Below are 21,274 nucleotides of genomic sequence, written 5' to 3'. Positions count from 1 at the left end.
CGAAGGCGGCGGTGGACGGTTAAGATGGCCGTCCCCGTGCCCGCTATTTTGCCCGACAGGAGCCATCCATGTCTGCCTTGCCCTCCATCGCCTTCGCCGGCCTCGGCCTGATGGGCGTGCCCATGAGCCGCCGCCTGCTGGCCGCCGGCTACCCGTTGACCGTGTGGAACCGCTCCGCCGCCAAGCGCGAGCTGCTGGCCGGGGAGGGCGCCCGCGCCGCGCAGAGCCCCGCGCAGCTGTGCGCGGATGCCGAGATCGTCATGCTGTGCCTGGCCGACACCGCCGCCGTGCGCGAGGTGGTGTTCGGCCCCGGTGGCATCGTCGAGGGGGCGAAGCCCGGGCAGTTGCTGGTGGACTTCTCCAGCCTGGAACCGGCCGCCACCCGCGAGATGGCCGCCGAGCTGGAGGCGCGCAGCGGCATGCGCTGGATCGATGCGCCGGTTTCCGGCGGCACGCCGGGCGCCGAGGCCGGCAGCCTGGCGATCATGGCCGGCGGCCGGGTGGAGGACATCGAGCGCGTCCGCCCCGTTCTCGCCCACCTCGGCCAGCGCCTGACGCGCATGGGCGAGGTCGGCGCCGGCCAGGTGACCAAGGTGTGCAACCAGATGATCGTCGCCTGCAACGCCCTGGTGATCGCCGAAGTGGTGGCCCTGGCGGAGAGCGCCGGGGTCGACGCCAGCCTGATCGCCCCGGCCCTGGCCGGCGGTTTCGCCGATTCCAAGCCCTTGCAGATCCTCGCCCCGCAGATGGCCGAGAGCCGCTTCGAGCCGATCAAGTGGCACGTGCGCACCCTGCTCAAGGACCTGGACACCGCGGTGAAGCTGTCCCGCGAGCAGGGCTCGGCCACGCCCATGAGCGGCCTGGCCGCGCAACTGATGCGCCTGCACGGCAGCCAGGGCCACCTGGCGCACGACCCGGCCACCCTGGTTGAGCAGTACCGCCAACCCCGCGATTGAGGAATGCCGCCATGCCGATCTGCGCCAACCTGTCCCTATTGTTCACCGAGCTGCCGCTGATCGAGCGCGTGCGCGCCGCCGCCGAGGCCGGTTTCGCCGGGGTGGAGATCCAGTTTCCCTACGAGGTGCCGGCCGCGGCATTGCAGGCCGAGCTGCAACGCAGTGGCATGCCGCTGGTGCTGTTCAACCTGCCGGCCGGCGACCTGATGCAGGGCGGCGCCGGGCTGGCCGCGGTGCCGGGGCGCGAGGCGCAGTTCGCCGCCGGGCTGCGCCAGGCCCTGGACTACGCCGAGGTGGCGCGGCCGCAGAAGATCAACGTGCTGGCCGGGCGCCTGGCCGAGGGCGTCGAACGCGAGCAGGCGCTGGCGCTGCTGGCCGAACACCTGCGGCAGACCGCCGAGGCCTTCGCCGGGCGCGGCATTGCGGTGCTGATGGAGGCGATCAACCTGCACGACATGCCCGGCTTCCTGCTCAACACCCCGCAGCACCTGCTGGACCTGCTGGCGCGCGTCGGCCACCCGAACCTGGCAGCGCAGCTGGACTTCTACCACATGGCGCGCATGGGCCTGGACCTGGCGGATTGCGTGCGCCAGCTGCAAGGGCATATCGGCCACGTGCAGTTCGCCGACGCCCCCGGGCGCGGCGAGCCGGGTAGCGGCGAACTGGACTTCGAGCCGGCGCTGGCGGCCCTGCGGGCCCAGGGCTACGCCGGCTGGCTGGGCGCCGAATACCGCCCGGCTGGCGCCACCAGCGCTGGCCTGGGCTGGTTGCCGGCTTGGCGGGAACGTCTGAAATCGGCCTGAGCCGACAAACGTTGTATCGATTCAGTGGCAAATTTGACACTTTTTTGACTAACTGATCAGTAGATTCGGCGCGCCCGCCGTGACGGTGGGCGATGCCGTTCTTCCGCTGCGCCCAGTCAAGGAGTGCCTCGATGTCCGAGGGCAACCGCCGCCTGTTACCCACGATCAGTTCCAACCGCCTGGTGCTGCTGTTTTCCCTGGCCCTGGTGCTGTTCTACAACCTCGCCACCTGGAAGGCCCTGGACGGCCTGGTGCCGTTGCAGGGGGCGTACCGCATCGCCTTCTTCGCCTCCTTCGGCGTCTTCCTCTGGGCCGCCTTCAGCCTGCTGCTGACCCTGGTGTCGTTCCGTCCGCTGCTCAAGCCGGCACTGACCCTGGTGGCGTTGTGCTCGGCGGCGGCCGCCTACTTCATGAACAGCTACGGCATCGCCATCGACACGGTGATGGTGCAGAACGTCTTCGAGACCAACCCGGGCGAGGCCGAGGCGCTGTTCAGCGGCCGCCTGGTGGCCTACCTGCTGCTGCTCGGGGCGCTGCCCTCGGCGCTGGTCTGGGCGCTGCCGGTGGCTTACAAGCCGTTCCTGCGCGGGCTGCTGAACAAGGTGCTGGTGGCGTTCGCCTGCGTGGCCGCAGTGGCGGTGATGGTGGGCGGCTTCTATTCCACCTACGCGCCGATCTTCCGCGAGGAAGACAAGCTGACCCACTTCATCAACCCGACCAACTACATCTACGCCGTGAGCAAGTACGGCAAGCAGCGCCTGGGCATCAAGAAGGCCGACCTGGTGGTGCAGAAGATCGGCGAGGACGCGGTGCAGAGCGCCAAGGCCGCGCAGCGGGCGAAGAAGTCGCTGTTCGTCTTCGTCGTCGGCGAGACCGCGCGGGCCGACCACTTCTCGCTCAACGGCTACGCCCGCGAAACCAACCCGGAGCTGGCGAAGCTGGATATCCTCAACTTCACCCAGGTGCATTCCTGCGGCACCTCCACCGCGGTGTCGGTGCCCTGCATGTTCTCCAAGTTCCCCCGCGAGGACTACAGCGACAAGAAGGGCAAGACCTACGAGAGCCTGCTGGACGTGCTGCAGCGCGCCGGCCTGCAGGTGATCTGGCTGGACAACAACAGCGACTGCAAGGGCACCTGCCTGCGCGTGCCGCACCGCGACATCCCGAAGAACCAGCCCGGCCCGTTCTGCGACGGCAACCGCTGCCTGGACGAGGCCCTGCTGCAGGACCTGCAGGCATACATCGACGGCCTGAAGGACAACGCCATCATCGTCCTGCACGCCGACGGCAGCCACGGCCCGGAGTACTACGACCGCTACCCGGCGGACATGGAGCGCTTCAAGCCGGTGTGCCGCACCAACCAGCTGGGCAGCTGTTCGAAGGACGAGCTGGTGAACGTCTACGACAACACCATCCTCTATACCGACTTCTTCCTGTCGAAGGTGATCGATCTGCTGAAGAAGAACAGCGACAGGTACGACACCTCGATGCTCTACGTCTCCGACCACGGCGAGTCGCTGGGCGAGAACGGCGTGTACCTGCACGCCGCGCCCTACGCCATCGCCCCGGCGGCGCAGGTCCACGTGCCCATGGTGATGTGGTTCGGCCCCTCGACCCTGCGCGACCTGGGCATCGACCGCGGCTGCCTGGCCGGCAAGCGCGACGAGCAGGACCTGAGCCACGACAACCTGTTCCACTCGGTGCTCGGCCTGCTGGACGTGCGCACCAGCCTGTACCAGCCGGGCCTGGACATCTTCCACTCCTGCCGCGGCAACGCTGTGGCGGCGGGCGAATGACGCCGATGCCGTAGCCTTCTGCTTTTCGTAGGAGCGAGCTTGCTCGCGAACAGAGTCCGCAGCGGGGCTCGTTCGCGAGCAAGCTCGCTCCTACAGGGTGGGGGCTCCAGGTGAAAAAAAGGCCGTGCGGGGTGACCCGCACGGCCTTTTTCGTTTCGTGGGTTGCCGTTACTTGTCGCGAACCAGCAGCACCGGGCGGTTGCTGACGCGCAGCAGGCCCTCGGCCACGCTGCCCAGCATCAGCCGGCGCACGCCGCGGCGGCCGTGGGTGCCCATGACGATCACGTCGGCCTTGGCGTCCTCGGCCTCCAGCTCGATGCGTTCGGCGATTTCCTCGCTGGCGCGCTCCTGGCACACGCGGTCGAACTTTGCCTTGACCTTGTCGCCCACCTGCTCGCGGGCCTTGGCCAGCACGTCGTCGGCGGCCTTCAGCGCGGCTTCGCGCAGCGGCTCGGGGTTGTAGTAGACGGCATAGTCGGGCAGGTGGCGCAGCGGGCTGTCGACGATGGTGATGACGCGCAGCTCGCCGCCCGTCAGTTGCGCCAGCTTGACCGCCTCGCCCAGCGCGCGGTCGGAAACCGGGCTGCCGTCCACTGCTACCAGAATGCGCTCGTACATGATGTATCCCTCAATGAGTGGCTTGGTGGGAAAACTCTAGCTCTCCCCGGGGTGGATTCCCTTGCGCAGCGTCAATAGTAGACCGTGAGGGCGGATGTGCCGGCGGAAGGGGCTCCGCGCGAGCGGACTTCGTCCGCGGTTTCGCGCGCAGGGCGCGCTCCTACATGGGAATGGTGAGGGTGGGGCAGCGTAGGAGCGGATCTCATCCGCGAATCGCGCCGGATCGCCCGGCTATCGCGGACAAGGTCCGCTCCTACGGGGGAGGCACGTTGTGCTCCCCTGCAACCTATAGGAGCGGGCCCTGCCCGCGATTTCGCGCGCAGGGCGCGCTCCTACATGGGAATGGTGTGGGTGGGGCAGCGTAGGAGCGGATCTCATCCGCGAATCGCGCCGGATCGCCCGGCTATCGCGGACAAGGTCCGCTCCTACGGGGGAGGCACGCTGTGCTCCCCTGCAACCTGTAGGAGCGGGCCCTGCCCGCGATTTCGCGCGCAGGGCGCGCTCCTACATGGGAATGGCGAGGGTGGGGCAGCGTAGGAGCGGATCTCATCCGCGAATCGCGCCGGATCGTCCGGCTATCGCGGACAAGGTCCGCTCCTACAGGGGGACGCCAATTGGGCAGGCATGAAAAAGGCCGCCGCGGTTTCCCGGGGCGGCCTCTTGGGCGTGGCGCGGATCAGCCGGCGACCAGTACGCGGATCGCCTCCAGGCGCAGCGAGGCCTTGTCCAGCAGGGCGACGCTCTCGTCGCGCTGGGTGCGCAGGGCTTCCAGTTCGCTGTCGCGCACGCTGGGGTTGACCTGCCTGAGCGCGGTCAGACGCGCCAGTTCCTCGTCCAGGCTCGCCACCAGTTGCTGGCGGGCCTTCTCCACGCGCTCGGCGTGGCGCGGGGCGATCCTGGCCTCGCCGATGGCGAACTGCTTGGCCAGCACGTCGCGCTGGGCCTGGACGAACTTGTTGGCGCTGGCGCGCGGCACGCTTTCCAGCTGCTCGTGCAGCGTTTCGAAGGCCACCCGGGCGGCCAGGTCGTTGCCGTTGGCGTCGAGCAGGCAGCGCAGCGCCACCGGCGGCAGGAAGCGCCCCAGCTGCAGCTTGCGCGGGGCCACCGCCTCGCTGACGAAGAGCATCTCCAGCAGCACGGTGCCGGGCTTGAGCGCCTTGTTCTTGATGATCGCCACCGAGGTGTTGCCCAGCGAGCCGGACAGCACCAGGTCCATGCCGCCCTGCACCATGGGGTGTTCCCAGGTGAGGAACTGCATGTCCTCGCGGGCCAGGGCCTGGGCGCGGTCGTAGGTGACGGTCACGCCCTCGTCGTCGCCCAGGGGGAAGCTGGCGTCGAGCATCTTCTCGCTGGGCTTGAGGATCAGCGCGTTCTCGGAGTGGTCCTCGCTGTCGATGCCGTAGGTGTCGAACAGCTTCTCCATGTAGATCGGCAGGGCGAACTGGTCGTCCTGTTCCTCGATCTCTTCCACCAGCGCCTCGCCCTCGCCGGCGCCGCCGGAATTCAGCTCCAGCAGGCGGTCGCGGCCGCTGTGCATTTCCGCTTCCAGGGCCAGGCGCGCGGCCTGGCCTTCTTCGAGCAGGGCGGCGAAGGCATCGTCGTCGCTGCCTTCGAGCAGTTCCACCAGACGCGGGCCGTAGCGGTGCTGCAGGGCGTTGCCGGTGGGGCAGGTGGCGAGGAAGGCGTTGAGCGCCTGGTGGTACCACTGGAACAGGCGTTCCTGCGGGCTGTTCTCCAGGTGCGGCACGTGGATCTGGATGGTGTGCCGCTGGCCGATGCGGTCCAGGCGGCCGATGCGCTGTTCCAGCTGGTCCGGGTGGGCCGGCAGGTCGAACAGCACCAGGTGGTGGGCGAACTGGAAGTTGCGGCCTTCGCTGCCGATTTCCGAGCAGATCAGCACCTGGGCGCCGAATTCCTCGTCGGCGAAGTAGGCCGCGGCGCGGTCGCGCTCGAGGATGCTCATGCCCTCGTGGAACACCGTGGCCGGGATGCCCGAGCGCAGGCGCAGGGCGTCTTCCAGGTCCAGGGCGGTCTCGGCGTGGGCGCAGATCACCAGCACCTTGAACTGCTTGAGCATCTTCAGGGTGTCGATCAGCCATTCCACGCGGGGGTCGAAGCGCCACCAGCGGGCGTTCTCGTCGGTGTTGTCGTCGACTTGCGCCTGGAAGCTCACTTCCGGGTACAGGTCCGGGTGTTCGCCGACCGGCAGCTCCATGTATTCCACCGGGTTCGGCAGCGGGTAGCTGTGCAGCTGGCGCTCAGGGAAGCCCTGCACCGCGGCGCGGGTATTGCGGAACAGCACGCGGCCGGTGCCGTGGCGGTCCAGCAGCTCGCGGACCAGGCGCGCGCGGGCATCGTCGTCGCCGCCCTCGACGCTGGCCAGCAGCTCGTCGCCGGCTGCGCCGAGGAAGCCATGGATGGCCTCGCGCGCGGCGGGGGACAGGCGGCCCTGGTCGATCAGTTCCTGCACCGCCTCGGCGACCGGGCGGTACTGGCTGCTCTCGCGGCGGAAGGCCTCCAGGTCATGGAAGCGGTCCGGGTCGAGCAGGCGCAGGCGCGCGAAGTGGCTGTCCAGGCCCAGCTGTTCCGGGGTGGCGGTGAGCAGCAGCACGCCGGGGATGATCTGCGCCAGGGTTTCCACCAGCTGGTACTCGCGGCTGGCCTGCTCCGGGTGCCAGACCAGGTGGTGGGCCTCGTCGACCACCAGCAGGTCCCAGCCGGCGGCGCACAGGGCGTCCTGGGCGCGCTCGTCGGCGCGGATCCACTCCAGGGCCACCAGGGCCAGCTGGCTGTCCTCGAAGGGGTTGCTGGCGTCGCTTTCGGCGAAGCGCTCGCGGTCGAACAGCGCCACTTCCAGGTTGAAGCGCCGGCGCATCTCCACCAGCCACTGGTGCTGCAGGTTCTCCGGCACCAGGATGAGCACGCGGCTGGCGCGCCCGGAGAGCAGCTGGCGATGGATCACCAGGCCGGCCTCGATGGTCTTGCCCAGGCCCACTTCGTCGGCCAGCAGGACGCGCGGGGCGATGCGGTCGGCGACCTCGCGGGCGATGTGCAACTGGTGCGCGATGGGCTGGGCGCGGGCGCCGCCCAGGCCCCAGAGGGAGGATTGCAGCAGGCGGGTGCGGTGTTCCAGGGTGTGGTAGCGCAGGGCGAACCAGGGCATGGGGTCGATCTGCCCGGCGAACAGGCGGTCGCTGGCCAGGCGGAACTGGATGAAGTTGGACAGCTGGGTTTCCGGGAGTATCTTGGCGTCGTTGTGCGAGTTGATGCCGTGGTAGACCAGCAGGCCGTCGACCTCCTCGACCTCGCGGACGGTCATCTTCCAGCCTTCGAAGTGCGTCACCTCGTCGCCCGGGGCGAAGCGCACGCGGGTCAGCGGGGCGTTGCGTTCGGCGTACTGGCGGGTATCCCCGGTGGCCGGATAGAGCACGGTGAGCAGCCGTCCGTCGAGCGCCAGGATGGTGCCCAGCCCCAATTCTGCTTCACTGTCGCTGATCCAGCGTTGACCCGGTTGATACTGCGCCATGGACACCTCCCGCAAAAAGCCGGCTATGGTAACGGAACACGCGGCTTTCAGCGACGCCCGTTCGCACGCAGCGGCCGGGTGGCATCGCCGCCTTGGGGGGGCGATGGACCTGCGCCGGCTCCGCGCCGCCGGCCAGGACCGGGATGGATGCGGATTGTTCCGTGAAGTGTAGCGACGGCCCCGGCGCCTGCCGCCGCCAGCCGACAACCTGAAGCCCGCGAGGAGCCAGCGACAGCCATGATCCCGCCGATCCCCAGCGACGTACTGCCGGTCACCGCGCAGCAGGACCCGGCGCGCTCGCGCCCGGACGTCGCCCCGGTGGCGCCGGTGGTCCCTGCCACGGGCGATGCCGCCGTGGGCCTGGAGCGCCGCCCGGCGGAAATGACGCCGGAGGAAGAGTACCCGCAGCACCAGCGGCGCCGGCAGCAGGCGCAGGGCGAGGAGGCTGAGCCCGAGGCGCCGGAGGAGCCCGCCGACGACGGCCTGGGCGAGGCGCCGCGCAAGGGCGTGTGGATCGACATCGAGGTCTGAGCGCGCCGCGTAGTAAGCTGTCCTTTCCGACCCGCCTCCCGTCACCACCATGCTCTTCGCCGACGCGCCCATCCACCTAGAACACGCCGAGCTGCGCCTGATCCCGCACTGGTGCGATGAAGCCTGCGCCAAGGCCTGGTTCGCCGAACTGGTCGAGAATACTCCCTGGGAGCGGCCCAGCGTGCACCTGCACGGCCGCGACTACCCGGTGCCGCGCCTGGTGGCCTGGTACGGCGATGCCGAGGCCAGCTACCGTTACTCCGGGCTGGTGCACCGGCCGCTGCCATGGACGCCGCTGCTGGCGGAAATCCGCGAGCGCGTGCAGGCCGAGGCCGGCCAGCGCCTGAACGGCGTGCTGCTCAACTATTACCGCGACGGCCAGGATTCCATGGGCTGGCACAGCGACGACGAGCCGGAGCTGGGCCGCAACCCGCTGGTGGCCTCGCTGAACCTCGGCGGCACGCGGCGCTTCGACCTGCGCCGCAAGGGCCGCACGGCCATCGAGCACTCCCTGGCGCTGGATTCCGGCAGCCTGCTGGTCATGTCCGGCGCAACACAGCATTATTGGCAGCATCAGGTGGCCAAGACGCGGCGCCCGGTCGCCCCCCGCCTGAACCTGACTTTCCGCCTGGTGCATGCCTGATCATGAGCAACGACGACAAGCTGATCGACTTCAACGCCGAGCGCGACAAGCGCATCCACGACGTCCACGAGAAGCGCCTGCAGGAAGTGCGCAAGGCCTTCGAGCAGGCCCTGCCGCTGGGCAAGGCACGCAAGAAGGGCAAGGGCAAGCCGAAGAAGTGCTGAACCCGTCCCGCCCGCCTGCGAAAACCCCGCCCGAAGCCGCCCCGCGCGGCCATACACCGCAGCCCACCCCGCCTCGAACTTGATCTGGATCAGTTATCCGAAGCCCCGTGAACCGGGGCTTTGCGGCCATTGATCCAGGTCAATATCGCGCCCCCGGCCGACGCTAACCTGAGCCCATCTTCAAAACGCACAGGGATTCAGGAGGCCAGCATCATGTTCATCGACGAAGTGGTTCTCGCCGGCATTGTCACCGTTGGTCTGATGGTCCTGTTCTGCGGTGGAGTCGGATATTTCATCTGGAAGGACAGCCACAAGAAGGGCTGATCTCCTTCCCGATCACAGAGCACGCAAGGCACTTGGGGCGACTTCGGTCGCCCGTTTTTTTGCCTGCGATTTTTCATCGCGGACGGAGTCCGCTCCTGCATCCGTGCTTCCCACTCTTGCAGGCTACGCCGGAATGCTCTTCGTAGGAGCGAGCTTGCTCGCGAACGAACACGCTGCCATGCGGTTCGCGAGCAAGCTCGCTCCTACGAGAAGCCAGAAGCAGTGCCCGCCGGTATGGTAGGGCTCCGCCCGCGCAGGTCGCACGATGGCGAGGAGACACGCCATCGTAGGATGGGTTGAGCGAAGCGATACCCATCGCCACGACCGCATGGGTTTCGCAGGCTCAACCCATCCTACGAAGAGCATCTCGGCGCAGTCGGCTTCGAGGCAATGAATAAAAAACGCCGCTTCCCCCTCGGGGGAAAGCGGCGTTTTTTTGTGGGCGCGGATCAGCCGATGGTGATCGGCGGCAGCGCCGGCAGTTCGATGTCCAGCTTCTGCTTCGGCGCCAGCACCTCGGCTTCGCCTTCCACCACCGCCTCGCCGTTCTGGTTGAGCACGCGGGTGCCGATGCGCACGCGGTTCTTCGGCAGTTTTTCCAGCACTTCCAGCTCCACGTCGAGCACGTCGCCGATCTTCACCGGGCGGGTGAAGCGCAGGCTCTGGCCCAGGTAGATGGTGCCCGGGCCGGGCAGGGTGGTGGCGATGGCGGCGCTGATCAGCGCGCCGCTGAGCATGCCGTGGGCGATGCGCTCCTTGAACAGGGTGGTGGCGGCGTAGTCGGCGTCCAGGTGGACCGGGTTGCGGTCGCCGGAGACTTCGGCGAAGAGCTGGATGTCGCGCTCGCCGACCGGGCGCTGGAAGCTGGCCTTCTGCCCGACTTCGAGCTCGGCATAGGGAACGTTCTGCACCTGGGTCATGGCTTTTCCTCGTGGTTCGCGCCGGGACCGGCGGAAAGGATTCCGTCCAGCCAGGCGATCAGGTTGCGGGTGACCTCGTCGCGGTTGGTCTCGTTGAACAACTCGTGGCGGGCCTCGGGGTAGATCTGCGTCTGCACGTCGCGCAGTCCGGCGCGGCCCAGCGCCGCGGCTAGGTCGCGCAGGCGCTTGCCCTGGCTGACCGGGTCGCGCTCGCCGCCGATGATCAGCAGCGGCAGGGCCTTGTCGATGCGCGCCAGGTGCTGCACCGGGGTGATGTCCTCCAGGCCGCCGAGCAGGTCCAGCCACAGCTGGTTGCTGCAGCGGAAGCCGCACAGCGGGTCGCTGATGTACTTGTCCACCTCGCGGGTGTCGCGGCTGAGCCAGTCGAATTCCGTGCGGTTGGGCTTGAAGGCCTTGTTGAACGAGCCGAAGGAGAGGAACTCGATCAGCGCGCTGCGCCCCAGCGGGCCCTGGCGCCAGCGCTCGAAGCGGGCCACCAGGCGCGCGGCGCGGTACAGCGCGATGCTCTGGTAGTTGGAGCCGGAGAGCACCGCGCCTTGCAGCGTGGCGCTGTGCTGCAGCAGGTAGGCGGTGGCGATGTAGCTGCCCATGCTGTGGCCGAGCAGGACCACCGGCAGGCCGGGGTGCTGCTCGCGCACGTGGCGGTTGAGGCTGAGCAGGTCGCCCACCACCTTGCCCCAGCCGCCCTGGTCGGCGTAGTGGCCCAGGTCGCCGTGCTCGGCGGTGCGGCCGTGGCCGCGCTGGTCGATGGCGAACAGCGCCCAGCCGGCGGCGTTCAGCGCCTCGCCCAGGCGGGCGTAGCGCCCGGCGTGCTCGGCCATGCCGTGGGAGAGCATCACCACGCCCCTCGGCGCCTCGGCGGCCCAATGGTGGGTGTACAGCGGGGTCTGGTCGCTGGCGGTCAGCCAGTAGGCGGCGTACGGCATGGGCAATCCTTGTGCCGGCTCGGGGTGGCGGCATTCTAGCAGTGCCCGGCGCCGCGCAGCATCCCGCCAGCGGTGGCGCAAGATTCACGAGGTAAATGGGAACGGCCGGACTATTTGCGCTCCAGCGGGCAACTGCTACTTTGCGACGGATGCCCCAGCGCCGGATGCCCGAGGGAGCCGGCCGGGAACAGCCTTGCAGGTAATAAAGAGGACAACAGCCAATGCAAGCGGAATTCTGGAACGACAAACGTCCCGCCGGCGTGCCCAGCCAGCTCGACCTGGGCGCCTACAAGTCGGTGGTGGAAGTGTTCGAGCGCTCCTGCAAGCGCTTCGCCGACCGCCCGGTGTTCAGCAACATGGGCGTGACCCTCACCTACGCCGAGCTGGACCGCCTGTCCGCCGCCTTCGCCGCCTACCTGCAGCGCAACACCGACCTCAAGCCCGGCGAGCGCATCGCCGTGCAGATGCCCAACGTCCTGCAATACCCCATCGCCGTGTTCGGCGCCCTGCGCGCCGGCCTGGTGGTGGTCAACACCAACCCGCTGTACACCGCCCGCGAGATGCGCCACCAGTTCAAGGACTCGGGGGCGCGGGCGCTGGTCTACGTCAACCTGTTCGGCAAGCTGGTGCAGGAAGTGCTGCCGGACACCGGCATCGAATACCTGATCGAGGCGCAGATGGGCGACCTGCAGCCGGCGCTCAAGGGCCTGCTGGTCAACGCCGCGGTCAAGCACGTGAAGAAGATGGTCCCGGACTACCAGCTGCCCCAGGCGGTGCCCTTCAAGGAGGTATTGCGCCAGGGCCGCGGCCATGCGCTGCAACCGGTCAAGGTCGGCCTGGAGGACATCGCCGTACTGCAGTACACCGGCGGCACCACCGGCGTGGCCAAGGGCGCCATGCTCACCCACGGCAACCTGGTGGCGAACATGCTGCAGGTGGACGCCTGCCTGTCGCAGCACGGCCCCGACGGCCGCCCGCTGATGAACGAGGGCGGCGAGGTGATGATCGCGCCGCTGCCGCTGTACCACATCTATGCCTTCACCGCGAATTGCATGTGCATGATGCACAACGGCAACCACAACGTGCTGATCAGCAACCCGCGGGACATCCCCGGCTTCATCAAGGAGCTGAAGAAGTGGCGCTTCTCCTCGCTGCTGGGGCTGAACACGCTGTTCGTGGCGCTGATGGAGCACCCGGAGTTCAAGGACCTGGACTTCTCCAACCTCAAGGTCACCAACTCCGGCGGCACCGCGCTGGTTTCGGCCACCGCCGAGCGCTGGAAGGCCGCCACCGGCTGCACCGTGGTCGAGGGCTATGGCCTCACCGAGACCTCGCCGGTGGTCTCCACCAACCCCTACGGCGAGCTGGCGCGCCTGGGCACCGTGGGCATCCCGGTGCCGGGCACCGCGCTCAAGGTGATCGACGACGAGGGCAACGAGCAGCCCGTGGGCGAACGCGGCGAGCTGTGCGTGAAGGGCCCGCAGGTGATGAAGGGCTACTGGCAGCGCCCGGAGGCCACCGAGGAGGTGCTGGACGCCGAGGGCTGGCTGCGCACCGGCGACATCGCGGTGATCGACGAAGATGGTTTCGTGCGCATCGTCGACCGCAAGAAGGACCTGATCATCGTTTCCGGCTTCAACGTCTACCCCAACGAGATCGAGGATGTGGTCATGGCCCACCCGAAGGTGGCCAACTGCGCCGCGGTCGGGGTGCCGGACGAACGTTCCGGCGAGGCCGTCAAACTCTTCGTCGTGGCCCGTGAGCCGGGTCTGACGGTGGAGGAGCTGAAGGCCTACTGCAAGGAGAACTTCACCGGCTACAAGGTTCCCAAGCAGATCGTCCTCAAGGAGGCCCTGCCGATGACCCCGGTGGGCAAGATCCTGCGCCGCGAGCTGCGCGAGAGCGCCTGACCGGTTCGGCCGCAACAACCCTCTGAACGGAGGCCGGTCCGACGACCCGCCTCCGTTTTTTTCGTCTCACTTTCCCTGGCAGCGTCTTTGTCAGACAATCCAACAAGGCCGCAGCCCTTCTGGCACGGGCTTTTCCGACCGATAGACGGGTTGTGACCGATTTGCCTGCTTTTGGTCATTTTTATGACTGGGTAGGCTGTGTTTGGTGCTGGTCGGGTTTTGGCAAAGCTGCTACTCTCGGCCCGCTTTTCGCTCCCCGACTCAAGGGAAAGCGGCACAAACACAACAAAGAACCGCATACGCGGTAAAGATAAGCTGTTGCTTAGGAGTGGGCTTCCATGATCGACAATTTCTGGAAGGACAAATACCCAGCAGGTATCGCTGCCGAGATCAATGCCGACCAGTACCCGAACATTCTCGCGGTGCTCAAGGAGTCCTGCCAACGCTTTGCCAACAAGCCTGCCTTCAGCAACCTTGGCAAGACCCTGACCTACGGCGAGCTGTACCGCCTCTCCGGTGATTTCGCCGCCTACCTGCAGAACAGCACCGACCTGCAGCCGGGCGACCGCATCGCGGTGCAACTGCCCAACGTCCTGCAATACCCCATCGTGGTGTTCGGCGCCATGCGCGCCGGCCTCATCGTGGTCAACACCAACCCGCTGTACACCGCGCGGGAGATGGAACACCAGTTCAACGACTCCGGCGCCAAGGCGCTGGTGTGCCTGGCCAACATGGCCCACCTGGCCGAGGAAGTGCTGCCGCGCACCGGCATCCGCCACGTGCTCATCACCGAGGTCGCCGACCTGCTGCCGCCGCTCAAGCGCCTGCTGGTCAACGCGGTGGTCAAGTACGTCAAGAAGATGGTCCCGGCCTACCACATCGGCAACGCCGTCAAGCTCAACGACGCCCTGGCCAAGGGCCGCGGCAAGAGCGTGCGCGAGGCCTCGCCGAAGGCCGACGACGTCGCCGTGCTGCAGTACACCGGCGGCACCACCGGGGTGGCCAAGGGCGCCATGCTGACGCACCGCAACCTGGTGGCCAACATGCTGCAGTGCAAGGCACTGATGGGCGCCAACCTCAACGAAGGCTGCGAGATCCTCATCGCGCCGCTGCCGCTGTACCACATCTACGCCTTCACCTTCCATTGCATGGCGATGATGCTCACCGGCAACCACAACATCCTGGTGACCAACCCGCGCGACCTGAACGCCTTCTCCAAGGAGCTGGCGCAGTGGAAGTTCACCGGCTTCGTCGGCCTGAACACCCTGTTCGTCGGCCTGTGCAACAACGAGGCGTTCCGCAAGCTGGACTTCTCCAGCCTGAAGCTGACGCTCTCCGGCGGCATGGCCCTGCAACAGGCCGCGGCCGAGCGCTGGAAGGAAGTCACCGGCTGCTCCATCTGCGAAGGCTATGGCATGACCGAGACCAGCCCGGTGGTGTCGGTGAACCCGTTCCAGAACATCCAGATCGGCACCATCGGCATCCCGGTTCCGTCGACCCTGTGCAAGGTCATCGACGACGCCGGCAACGAGCTGCCCCTGGGCGAGCGCGGCGAGCTGTGTGTCAAGGGCCCGCAGGTGATGAAGGGCTACTGGCAGCGCCAGGAAGCCACCGACGAGATCCTCGACGCGGACGGCTGGCTGCGCACCGGCGACGTGGCGATCATCCAGGAAGACGGCTACATGCGCATCGTCGACCGCAAGAAGGACATGATCCTGGTCAGCGGCTTCAACGTGTACCCCAACGAGCTGGAAGACGTCCTCGCCACCCTGCCGGGCGTGCTGCAGTGCGCCGCCATCGGCGTGCCGGACGAGCGCTCCGGCGAGGTGATCAAGGTGTTCGTGGTGCCGCGCCCGGGCGTGACCCTGACCAAGGAGCAGGTGGTCAAGCACATGCACGACAACCTGACCGGGTACAAGCGTCCGAAGTACGTGGAGTTCCGCGAGAGCCTGCCGACCACCAACGTCGGCAAGATCCTCCGTCGCGAATTGCGCGACCAGGAGCTAAAGAAGGCCCAGGCCTGAGCCGATAACAAGAAACCCGCCCCACGGCGGGTTTTTTGATGCCGTCGCCCCTGCCTATGGAGGCTGCCACCGTGATTCCCTCCCTGCGCCTGCGCGCCAAGGTCCTGAGCCTGGCGCTACTCCCGATCCTGATCCTCACCCTGGTGCTCTGCGCCGTGGCCCTGGTGGCCCTGCAGCGGCTGTCCGGCCAGCAGGAAGAACAGATCCGCCAGAGCCTGATCGACGACCGCCAGGTCCAGCTCAAGCAGTTCGTCGACGTCGCCCTGGCGGCGGTCGGCCCGCAGTACCAGGCCGCGGCCGAGGGCGACGCGGCGGCGCGCGAGGCCGGGGTGGCGCTGCTCAAGCGCCTTGCCTACGGCAACGGCGGCTACTTCTGGGGCTACGACACCCGCTCGGTGCGCGTCTTCCAGGGCACCAGCGAAGAGCGCATCGGCGAAGACTTCAGCAGCTTCCGCGACCCCAACGGCGTCTACGCCATCCGCGAGCTGGTGCGTGCCGGCCAGGACGACAGCCACTACGTGCACTACAGCTTCACCCGCCCGGGCAACAGCGCCGTCGTGCCGAAGATCGGCTACGCGCAGTACCTGCCGAAGTGGAACCTGGTGTTCGGCACCTCGCTGAACCTGGACGACATCGAGGAAGACGTGGCCAAGGCCCGCGAACATCTGCACGGGCAGATCAACAGCCTGCTGACGCTGATGATCGGCTCGGCCCTGGCGCTGCTGGTGATCATCGCCCTGGTGGCGGTGCCCACCGGCAACGCCATCGTCCGCCCGCTGCTGCGCGTCAAGGCCAACCTCGACGACATGGCCGCCGGCGACGGCAACCTGACCCACCGCCTGCCGGTGGAAAGCCGCGACGAACTGGGCGAGCTGGCGCAGTCGTTCAACCGCTTCGTCGAGAAGATCCACACCCTGGTGCAACAGGTGGCCGGCACCACCGGGCAACTGTCCGGGCTGGTCGGCAACGTCGCCCAGCAGGCGCAGCGCTCGGAGCAGGCGATGGCCGGCCAGCGCAGCGAGACCGACCAGGTGGCCACGGCGATCAACGAAATGACCGCCGCTGCCCAGGAAGTGGCGCGCAGCGCCCAGCGCGCCGCCGATGCCGCCCGCGACACCGACCGCGAGGGCCAGGCGGCCAAGCGCGAGGTGGACCTGTGCGTGGCGCAGATCAACGACCTGGCCGGCGAGGTGAGCAGCAGCAGCGAGGCCCTGGACACCCTCAGCCAGGACGTGCGCGGCATCGTCGGCGTGCTGGAGGTGATCCGCTCCATCGCCGAGCAGACCAACCTGCTGGCGCTCAATGCCGCCATCGAGGCGGCGCGGGCCGGCGAGGCCGGGCGCGGCTTCGCGGTGGTCGCCGACGAAGTGCGCGCGCTGGCCAGCCGCACCCAGCAGAGCACCGGCGAGATCCAGCAGATGATCGACCGCCTGCAGGCCACCACCGCCGGTTCCGTGCAGGCCATGCAGCGCGCCAGCGAGATGGCCGGGCGCACCCGCAGCCAGGCCGACCAGGCCGGGCAGTCGCTGGACGCCATGGCCAACCTGATCGGCACCATCAACTCGATGAACGCGCAGATCGCCAGCGCCGCCGAGGAACAGACCGCGGTGGCCGAGGAGATCAACCGCAGCGTGCACCAGATCGCCGACGGCGTGGACCGGGTGGCCGAGGACGCCGTGCAGGGCGCGCGCACTGCCAGTGAGCTGAGCGGCCTGGGCGAGCGCCTGCGCCAGATGGTCGGCCAGTTCCGCATCTGATTCGCGCCTGAAACCCCGCCGCCACGCACTGGGCGTGGCGACGCGGGGCGTTACTCTGCGACAATCGCGCCTTTGCCCCTTTCCGGAAGCGGCCGCCGCCAGGCGCGCGGCCGCCTCCGGCACAGACGCCAGCTCAGCCGATGACCGACGTAACGCCCAGCCCCGAACAGCTCCTGCAACGCCTCGACCACGCGTTGATCCGCGACCGCCACCGCCTGCGCCGGCAGTTCCACGAACTGCGCAAGCACCCCGACGACGGCAAGCTGGCGCAGTGGGTGGAGCGCTTCCAGGCTTCCTGCGCCAAGGTCGAGGCGCGCCGCGCCAGCGTCCCGGCGATCCGCTACGACGACAGCCTGCCGATCGCCGCCAAGCGCGACGAGATCAAGGCCGCGCTGCTCAAGAGCCAGGTGGTGGTGATCGCCGGCGAGACCGGCTCGGGCAAGACCACCCAGCTGCCGAAGATCTGCCTGGAGCTGGGCCGCGGCAGCCACGGCCTGATCGGCCACACCCAGCCGCGCCGCCTGGCCGCGCGCAGCGTCGCCACGCGGGTGGCCGAGGAGATCGGCACACCGCTGGGTTCGCTGGTGGGCTACCAGGTGCGCTTCGAGGACCAGAGCGACGACAGCACCCTGGTCAAGCTGATGACCGACGGCATCCTGCTCGCCGAGACCCAGCACGACCGCTACCTGGAGCGCTACGACACCATCATCGTCGACGAGGCCCACGAGCGCAGCCTGAACATCGACTTCCTGCTCGGCTTCCTCAAGACCCTGCTGCCGCGCCGGCCGGACCTGAAGCTGATCATCACCTCGGCGACCATCGACCTGGAGCGCTTCTCGAAGCACTTCGGGGATGCGCCGATCGTCGAGGTTTCCGGGCGCACCTACCCGGTGGACACCTGGTACCGCCCGCTGGCCGCCGAAGTGGACGAGGACGGTGAAGCGCTGTTCGACGACCTTTCGGTGGACGAGGGCATCCTCCGCGCCCTGGACGAAATCGCCGCCCACGAGCGCGAAGTCGGCAAGCGCCCCGGCGACGTGCTGGTGTTCCTCCCCGGCGAACGGGAAATCCGCGACGCCGCGGACATGCTGCGCAAGGCCAACCTGCGCCACACCGAAGTGCTGCCGCTGTACGCGCGGCTGACCCCGGCGGAGCAGCAGAAGATCTTCGCGCCCATGCCGGGGCGCAAGATAGTGCTGGCCACCAACGTCGCCGAGACCTCGCTGACGGTGCCGGGCATCCGCTACGTGATCGACAGCGGCACCGCGCGCATCAGCCGCTACAGCTACCGCGCCAAGGTCCAGCGCCTGCCCATCGAGGCCGTGTCCCAGGCCAGCGCCAACCAGCGCAAGGGCCGCTGCGGGCGGGTCGAGCCGGGCATCTGCGTGCGTCTGTACAGCGAAGACGACTTCAACGGCCGGCCGGCCTTCACCGACCCGGAGATCCTCCGTACCAACCTGGCGGCGGTGATCCTGCAGATGCTCCACCTGCGCCTGGGCGACATCGAGGCCTTCCCCTTCATCGAGCCGCCGGACGGCAAGGCGATCAAGGACGGCTTCACCCTGCTGCAGGAACTCTCGGCGGTGAACCGCGAGGGTCAGCTGACGCCGCTGGGCCGCCAGCTGGCGCGTCTGCCGGTGGACCCGCGGCTGGGCCGCATGCTGCTGGAAGCGGCCCACCAGGGCAGCCTGAACGAAGTGCTGACGGTGGCCAGCGCGCTCTCCGTGCAAGACCCGCGCGAACGCCCGATCGAACGCCAGCAGGCCGCCGACCAGGCCCATGCGCAGTGGAAGGACCCGGATTCGGACTTCGCCGCGCTGATCAACCTCTGGCGCGGCTTCGAGGAACAGCGCCAGGCCCTGGGCTCCAACGCCCTGCGCGCATGGTGCCGGAAGAACTTCCTCAACTATCTGCGCCTGCGCGAATGGCGCGACGCGCACCGCCAGCTCACCCTGATCTGCCGCGAACTCAAACTCCCCTTCGGCAAGGGCGATGCTTCTCGTAGGAGCGAGGGGGGCGCCTCAGTCATTGCTCGCGAACAACCCAACGCTCCGAAACCCCAGGCCGGCAAAGACGCAAAGAGCGTTCGCGAGCAAGCTCGCTCCTACAAAGACGGGGAGCAGCCCAAGCGCGACATCGACTACGCCGCCGTGCACAAGGCCATCCTCTCCGGCCTGCTCAGCCAGATCGGCCAGAAGTCCGAGGACGGCGACTACCTGGGCGCGCGCCAGCGGCGCTTCTGGGTCCACCCCTCCAGCGTCATCGGGCGCAAGAAGCCGCAGTGGATCATGGCCGCCGAACTGGTGGAGACCACCAAGCTGTTCGCCCGTATGGTCGCCAAGATCGAGCCGGACTGGCTGGAGCCCCTGGCCGCGCACCTGGTGAAGAAGAACCACCTGGAGCCGCACTGGGAGAAGAAGCGCGGCCAGGTGGTGGCCTACGAGCAAGTGACCCTCTACGGGCTGATCATCGTCGGCCGCCGCGCCGTGCACTACGGCCCCATCGACCCGCCGGTGGCCCGTGAGCTGTTCATCCGCGAGGCCCTGGTGCGCGGCGAGATCAACAGCCGCGCCAGGTGCCTTGCCGCCAACCGCCAGTTGCTGGAGAAGCTCGACGAGCTGGAAGCTAAGGCGCGCCGCCGCGACATCCTCGCCGACGAGGAAACCCTGTTCGCCTACTACGACGCGCGTCTGCCGGCGGACATCTACCAGACCGCCAGCTTCGAGAAGTGGTACGAGCGCGAGCACAAGCAGCAGCCCGACCTGCTGATCATGCGCGAGGAAGACGTGCTGGCCCGCGATGCCAGCGAAGTCACCGCCGGCCTCTACCCGGACCGCCTGCGCCTGGGCGAGCTGCAGCTGCCGCTGACCTACCACTTCGAGCCGGGCCACCCGCGCGACGGCGTGACCCTGCGCGTACCGGCGCCGCTGCTGCCGCAACTGCCCGCCGAGCGCCTGGAATGGCTGGTGCCGGGCCTGCTGGAAGCCAAGTGCGTGGCCCTGGTGCGCAACCTGCCCAAGGCCATCCGCAAGAACTTCGTGCCGGTGCCGGACTTCGTCCGCGCCGCGCTGGGCAAGATGACCTTCGCCGAAGGCGCGCTGCCCGGGGCCCTGGGCCGCGAGCTGCAACGCATGACCGGCAGCCGCGTGGCCGAGGAAGCCTGGGCCGAGGCCGCCGCGCTGGTGGAAAGCCACCTGCGCATGAACATCGAGGTGGTGGACGCCCGCGGCAAGTTCCTCGGCGAAGGCCGCGACCTCGCCGAACTCACCGCGCGCTTCGCCGAAGCCAGCCAGGCCGCCCTGGCCATCCCCCAGGCCGACAAGCCGCAGAAGCCGGTGGAAGCCAAGGGCTTCGCCGAGGTGGCGGAAAAGGCCCAGCAGAAGATCGCCGGGCTGTCGATGACGGTCTACCCGGCGCTGGTGGAAGAGGGCGGGGTGGTCAAGGAAAACCGCTTCCCGACCCAGGCCGAGGCCGAGTACCAGCACCGCCGCGCCCTGCAGCGCCTGCTGCTGCAGCAACTGGCCGAGCCGGCCAAGTTCCTGCGTGGCAAGCTGCCGGGCCAGACCGAGATGGGCCTGCTGTACCGCGAACTGGGCCGCGTCGAGGCGCTGGTGGAAGACATCCTCCTGGCCAGCCTGGACGCCTGCATCCTCGAAGGCGAGGCCAGCCTGCCCCGAGACGGCGCGGCCCTGGCTTCGCTGGCGGAGAAAAAACGCGGCGCCTGGACCGAACACGCCGAACGCATCGCCCGCCTGGTGCTGGACATCCTCAAGCTCTGGCACGGCCTGCAGAAGCGCTTCAAGGGCAAGGTCGACCTGGCCATGACGGTGCCGCTCAACGACGTGAAGGGGCAACTGGCCAACCTGGTCTATCCCGGCTTCGTTCGCGACACCCCGCTGGAATGGCTGAAGGAATACCCGCGCTACCTCAAGGCCGTGGAACAGCGCCTGGACAAGGTCGCAGGGCAAGTCCAGCGCGACCGCGTGTGGAGCGGCGAGATGGCCGGCTACTGGGACCAGTACAAGGCCCGCCAGGCCAAGCACGCCCAGGAAGGCAAGCGCGACCCGGAACTGGTGCTGTACCGCTGGATGCTGGAGGAATACCGCGTATCGCTGTTCGCCCAGCAACTGGGGACCAAGGTGCCGGTGTCGGACAAGCGGCTGAGCAAGCAGTGGGGCCAGGTCGAGGCCTGACGCAGGGCTGATCGCTTTTGGTAGGAGCGGACTCCGTCCGCGATGGGCCGAGCCTGCGCACAGAACATCGCGGATAAGCGAGCATGGCTTTTCGTAGGATGGTGTTGAGCGAAGCGATACCCATCACCGCAACCGCATGGGTTTCGCAAGCTCAACCCATCC

The 21,274-nt window shown here is 68.1% G+C and carries 15 protein-coding genes; 11 read left to right on the top strand and 4 right to left on the bottom strand.

The window, feature by feature from the left end; translation table 11 throughout:
- Positions 1-68 precede the first annotated feature (68 nt).
- The 3 genes from M8R19_RS08965 (at position 69) to M8R19_RS08955 (ending at position 3,555) form a co-directional block, all read left to right on the top strand.
- Complete coding sequence (locus tag M8R19_RS08965; RefSeq protein WP_249917610.1) at positions 69-956, top strand: NAD(P)-dependent oxidoreductase; 888 nt, start codon at positions 69-71, stop codon at positions 954-956.
- A gap of 11 nt (positions 957-967) precedes the next feature.
- Positions 968-1,759, top strand: coding sequence for a hydroxypyruvate isomerase family protein (locus tag M8R19_RS08960; RefSeq protein WP_249917609.1), 792 nt, complete (start codon positions 968-970; stop codon positions 1,757-1,759).
- Between the two features lie 131 nt (positions 1,760-1,890).
- Positions 1,891-3,555, top strand: a complete 1,665-nt coding sequence (locus M8R19_RS08955) for a phosphoethanolamine transferase (protein ID WP_249917608.1) — start codon at positions 1,891-1,893, stop codon at positions 3,553-3,555.
- Between the two features lie 168 nt (positions 3,556-3,723).
- Here the strand turns inward: M8R19_RS08955 and uspN are convergent, their stop codons facing one another.
- Together uspN and rapA are read right to left on the bottom strand one after the other, a co-directional pair.
- Complete coding sequence (gene uspN, locus M8R19_RS08950; RefSeq protein WP_116422435.1) at positions 3,724-4,173, bottom strand: universal stress protein UspN; 450 nt, start codon at positions 4,171-4,173, stop codon at positions 3,724-3,726.
- Positions 4,174-4,849: 676 nt separating this feature from the next.
- Complete coding sequence (gene rapA, locus M8R19_RS08945; RefSeq protein WP_249917607.1) at positions 4,850-7,705, bottom strand: RNA polymerase-associated protein RapA; 2,856 nt, start codon at positions 7,703-7,705, stop codon at positions 4,850-4,852.
- 231 nt (positions 7,706-7,936) lie between these two features.
- Here rapA and M8R19_RS08940 point away from each other — a divergent pair, with 231 nt between their 5' ends.
- The 4 genes from M8R19_RS08940 to ccoM all read left to right on the top strand — a co-directional run bounded on the left by M8R19_RS08940 (position 7,937) and on the right by ccoM (position 9,361).
- Positions 7,937-8,230 (top strand): hypothetical protein, encoded by a 294-nt coding sequence (locus M8R19_RS08940; protein ID WP_043314185.1) that lies wholly within the window; start codon positions 7,937-7,939, stop codon positions 8,228-8,230.
- A 49-nt stretch (positions 8,231-8,279) separates the two neighbouring features.
- Positions 8,280-8,873 carry an alpha-ketoglutarate-dependent dioxygenase AlkB family protein gene (locus M8R19_RS08935; protein ID WP_249917606.1) on the top strand — a complete coding sequence of 198 codons (594 nt, stop codon included), beginning with the start codon at positions 8,280-8,282 and terminating at the stop codon, positions 8,871-8,873.
- Positions 8,874-8,875: 2 nt separating this feature from the next.
- Positions 8,876-9,037, top strand: a complete 162-nt coding sequence (locus M8R19_RS08930) for a hypothetical protein (protein WP_249917605.1) — start codon at positions 8,876-8,878, stop codon at positions 9,035-9,037.
- Positions 9,038-9,250: 213 nt separating this feature from the next.
- Positions 9,251-9,361 carry a cytochrome c oxidase subunit CcoM gene (gene ccoM / locus M8R19_RS33155; protein WP_009618523.1) on the top strand — a complete coding sequence of 37 codons (111 nt, stop codon included), beginning with the start codon at positions 9,251-9,253 and terminating at the stop codon, positions 9,359-9,361.
- A 449-nt stretch (positions 9,362-9,810) separates the two neighbouring features.
- Here the strand turns inward: ccoM and M8R19_RS08925 are convergent, their stop codons facing one another.
- Positions 9,811-10,281 (bottom strand): MaoC family dehydratase, encoded by a 471-nt coding sequence (locus tag M8R19_RS08925; RefSeq protein WP_009618521.1) that lies wholly within the window; start codon positions 10,279-10,281, stop codon positions 9,811-9,813.
- On the bottom strand, positions 10,278-11,228 hold the full coding sequence (locus M8R19_RS08920) for an alpha/beta hydrolase (protein WP_249917604.1): 951 nt from the start codon (positions 11,226-11,228) through the stop codon (positions 10,278-10,280). Before M8R19_RS08920 ends, M8R19_RS08925 begins: the two co-directional genes overlap by 4 nt.
- Before the next feature lie 221 nt (positions 11,229-11,449).
- Here M8R19_RS08920 and fadD2 point away from each other — a divergent pair, with 221 nt between their 5' ends.
- The 4 genes from fadD2 (at position 11,450) to hrpA (ending at position 21,112) form a co-directional block, all read left to right on the top strand.
- Positions 11,450-13,138, top strand: coding sequence for a long-chain-fatty-acid--CoA ligase FadD2 (gene fadD2, locus M8R19_RS08915; protein ID WP_249917603.1), 1,689 nt, complete (start codon positions 11,450-11,452; stop codon positions 13,136-13,138).
- A gap of 338 nt (positions 13,139-13,476) precedes the next feature.
- Positions 13,477-15,162 (top strand): long-chain-fatty-acid--CoA ligase FadD1, encoded by a 1,686-nt coding sequence (gene fadD1, locus M8R19_RS08910; RefSeq protein WP_249917602.1) that lies wholly within the window; start codon positions 13,477-13,479, stop codon positions 15,160-15,162.
- A gap of 71 nt (positions 15,163-15,233) precedes the next feature.
- Entirely contained in the window at positions 15,234-16,919 is a 1,686-nt protein-coding gene (gene ctpM, locus M8R19_RS08905) for a methyl-accepting chemotaxis protein CtpM (RefSeq protein WP_249917601.1), read from the top strand.
- A 140-nt stretch (positions 16,920-17,059) separates the two neighbouring features.
- Positions 17,060-21,112, top strand: coding sequence for an ATP-dependent RNA helicase HrpA (gene hrpA, locus M8R19_RS08900; RefSeq protein ID WP_116422427.1), 4,053 nt, complete (start codon positions 17,060-17,062; stop codon positions 21,110-21,112).
- Positions 21,113-21,274 lie beyond the last annotated feature (162 nt).

This window comes from Pseudomonas sp. R3.Fl, assembly GCF_023516765.1.
Classification (GTDB): domain Bacteria; phylum Pseudomonadota; class Gammaproteobacteria; order Pseudomonadales; family Pseudomonadaceae; genus Pseudomonas; species Pseudomonas citronellolis.
The sequence above is the reverse complement of the archived record's forward strand: the minus strand, read 5'-3'. Positions and strand labels throughout refer to the sequence as shown.

Excerpts from the sequence above, each read along its gene's own strand:
- M8R19_RS08965 (WP_249917610.1), top strand. The coding sequence starts at position 69 with ATGTCTGCCTTGCCCTCCATCGCCTTCGCCGGCCTCGGCCTGATGGGC.
- fadD1 (WP_249917602.1), top strand. The coding sequence starts at position 13,477 with ATGATCGACAATTTCTGGAAGGACAAATACCCAGCAGGTATCGCTGCC.
- M8R19_RS08960 (WP_249917609.1), top strand. The coding sequence starts at position 968 with ATGCCGATCTGCGCCAACCTGTCCCTATTGTTCACCGAGCTGCCGCTG.
- hrpA (WP_116422427.1), top strand. The coding sequence starts at position 17,060 with ATGACCGACGTAACGCCCAGCCCCGAACAGCTCCTGCAACGCCTCGAC.
- M8R19_RS08930 (WP_249917605.1), top strand. The coding sequence starts at position 8,876 with ATGAGCAACGACGACAAGCTGATCGACTTCAACGCCGAGCGCGACAAG.
- M8R19_RS08955 (WP_249917608.1), top strand. The coding sequence starts at position 1,891 with ATGTCCGAGGGCAACCGCCGCCTGTTACCCACGATCAGTTCCAACCGC.
- uspN (WP_116422435.1), bottom strand. The coding sequence starts at position 4,173 with ATGTACGAGCGCATTCTGGTAGCAGTGGACGGCAGCCCGGTTTCCGAC.
- M8R19_RS08920 (WP_249917604.1), bottom strand. The coding sequence starts at position 11,228 with ATGCCGTACGCCGCCTACTGGCTGACCGCCAGCGACCAGACCCCGCTG.
- M8R19_RS08940 (WP_043314185.1), top strand. The coding sequence starts at position 7,937 with ATGATCCCGCCGATCCCCAGCGACGTACTGCCGGTCACCGCGCAGCAG.
- M8R19_RS08935 (WP_249917606.1), top strand. The coding sequence starts at position 8,280 with ATGCTCTTCGCCGACGCGCCCATCCACCTAGAACACGCCGAGCTGCGC.
- ccoM (WP_009618523.1), top strand. The coding sequence starts at position 9,251 with ATGTTCATCGACGAAGTGGTTCTCGCCGGCATTGTCACCGTTGGTCTG.
- M8R19_RS08925 (WP_009618521.1), bottom strand. The coding sequence starts at position 10,281 with ATGACCCAGGTGCAGAACGTTCCCTATGCCGAGCTCGAAGTCGGGCAG.
- fadD2 (WP_249917603.1), top strand. The coding sequence starts at position 11,450 with ATGCAAGCGGAATTCTGGAACGACAAACGTCCCGCCGGCGTGCCCAGC.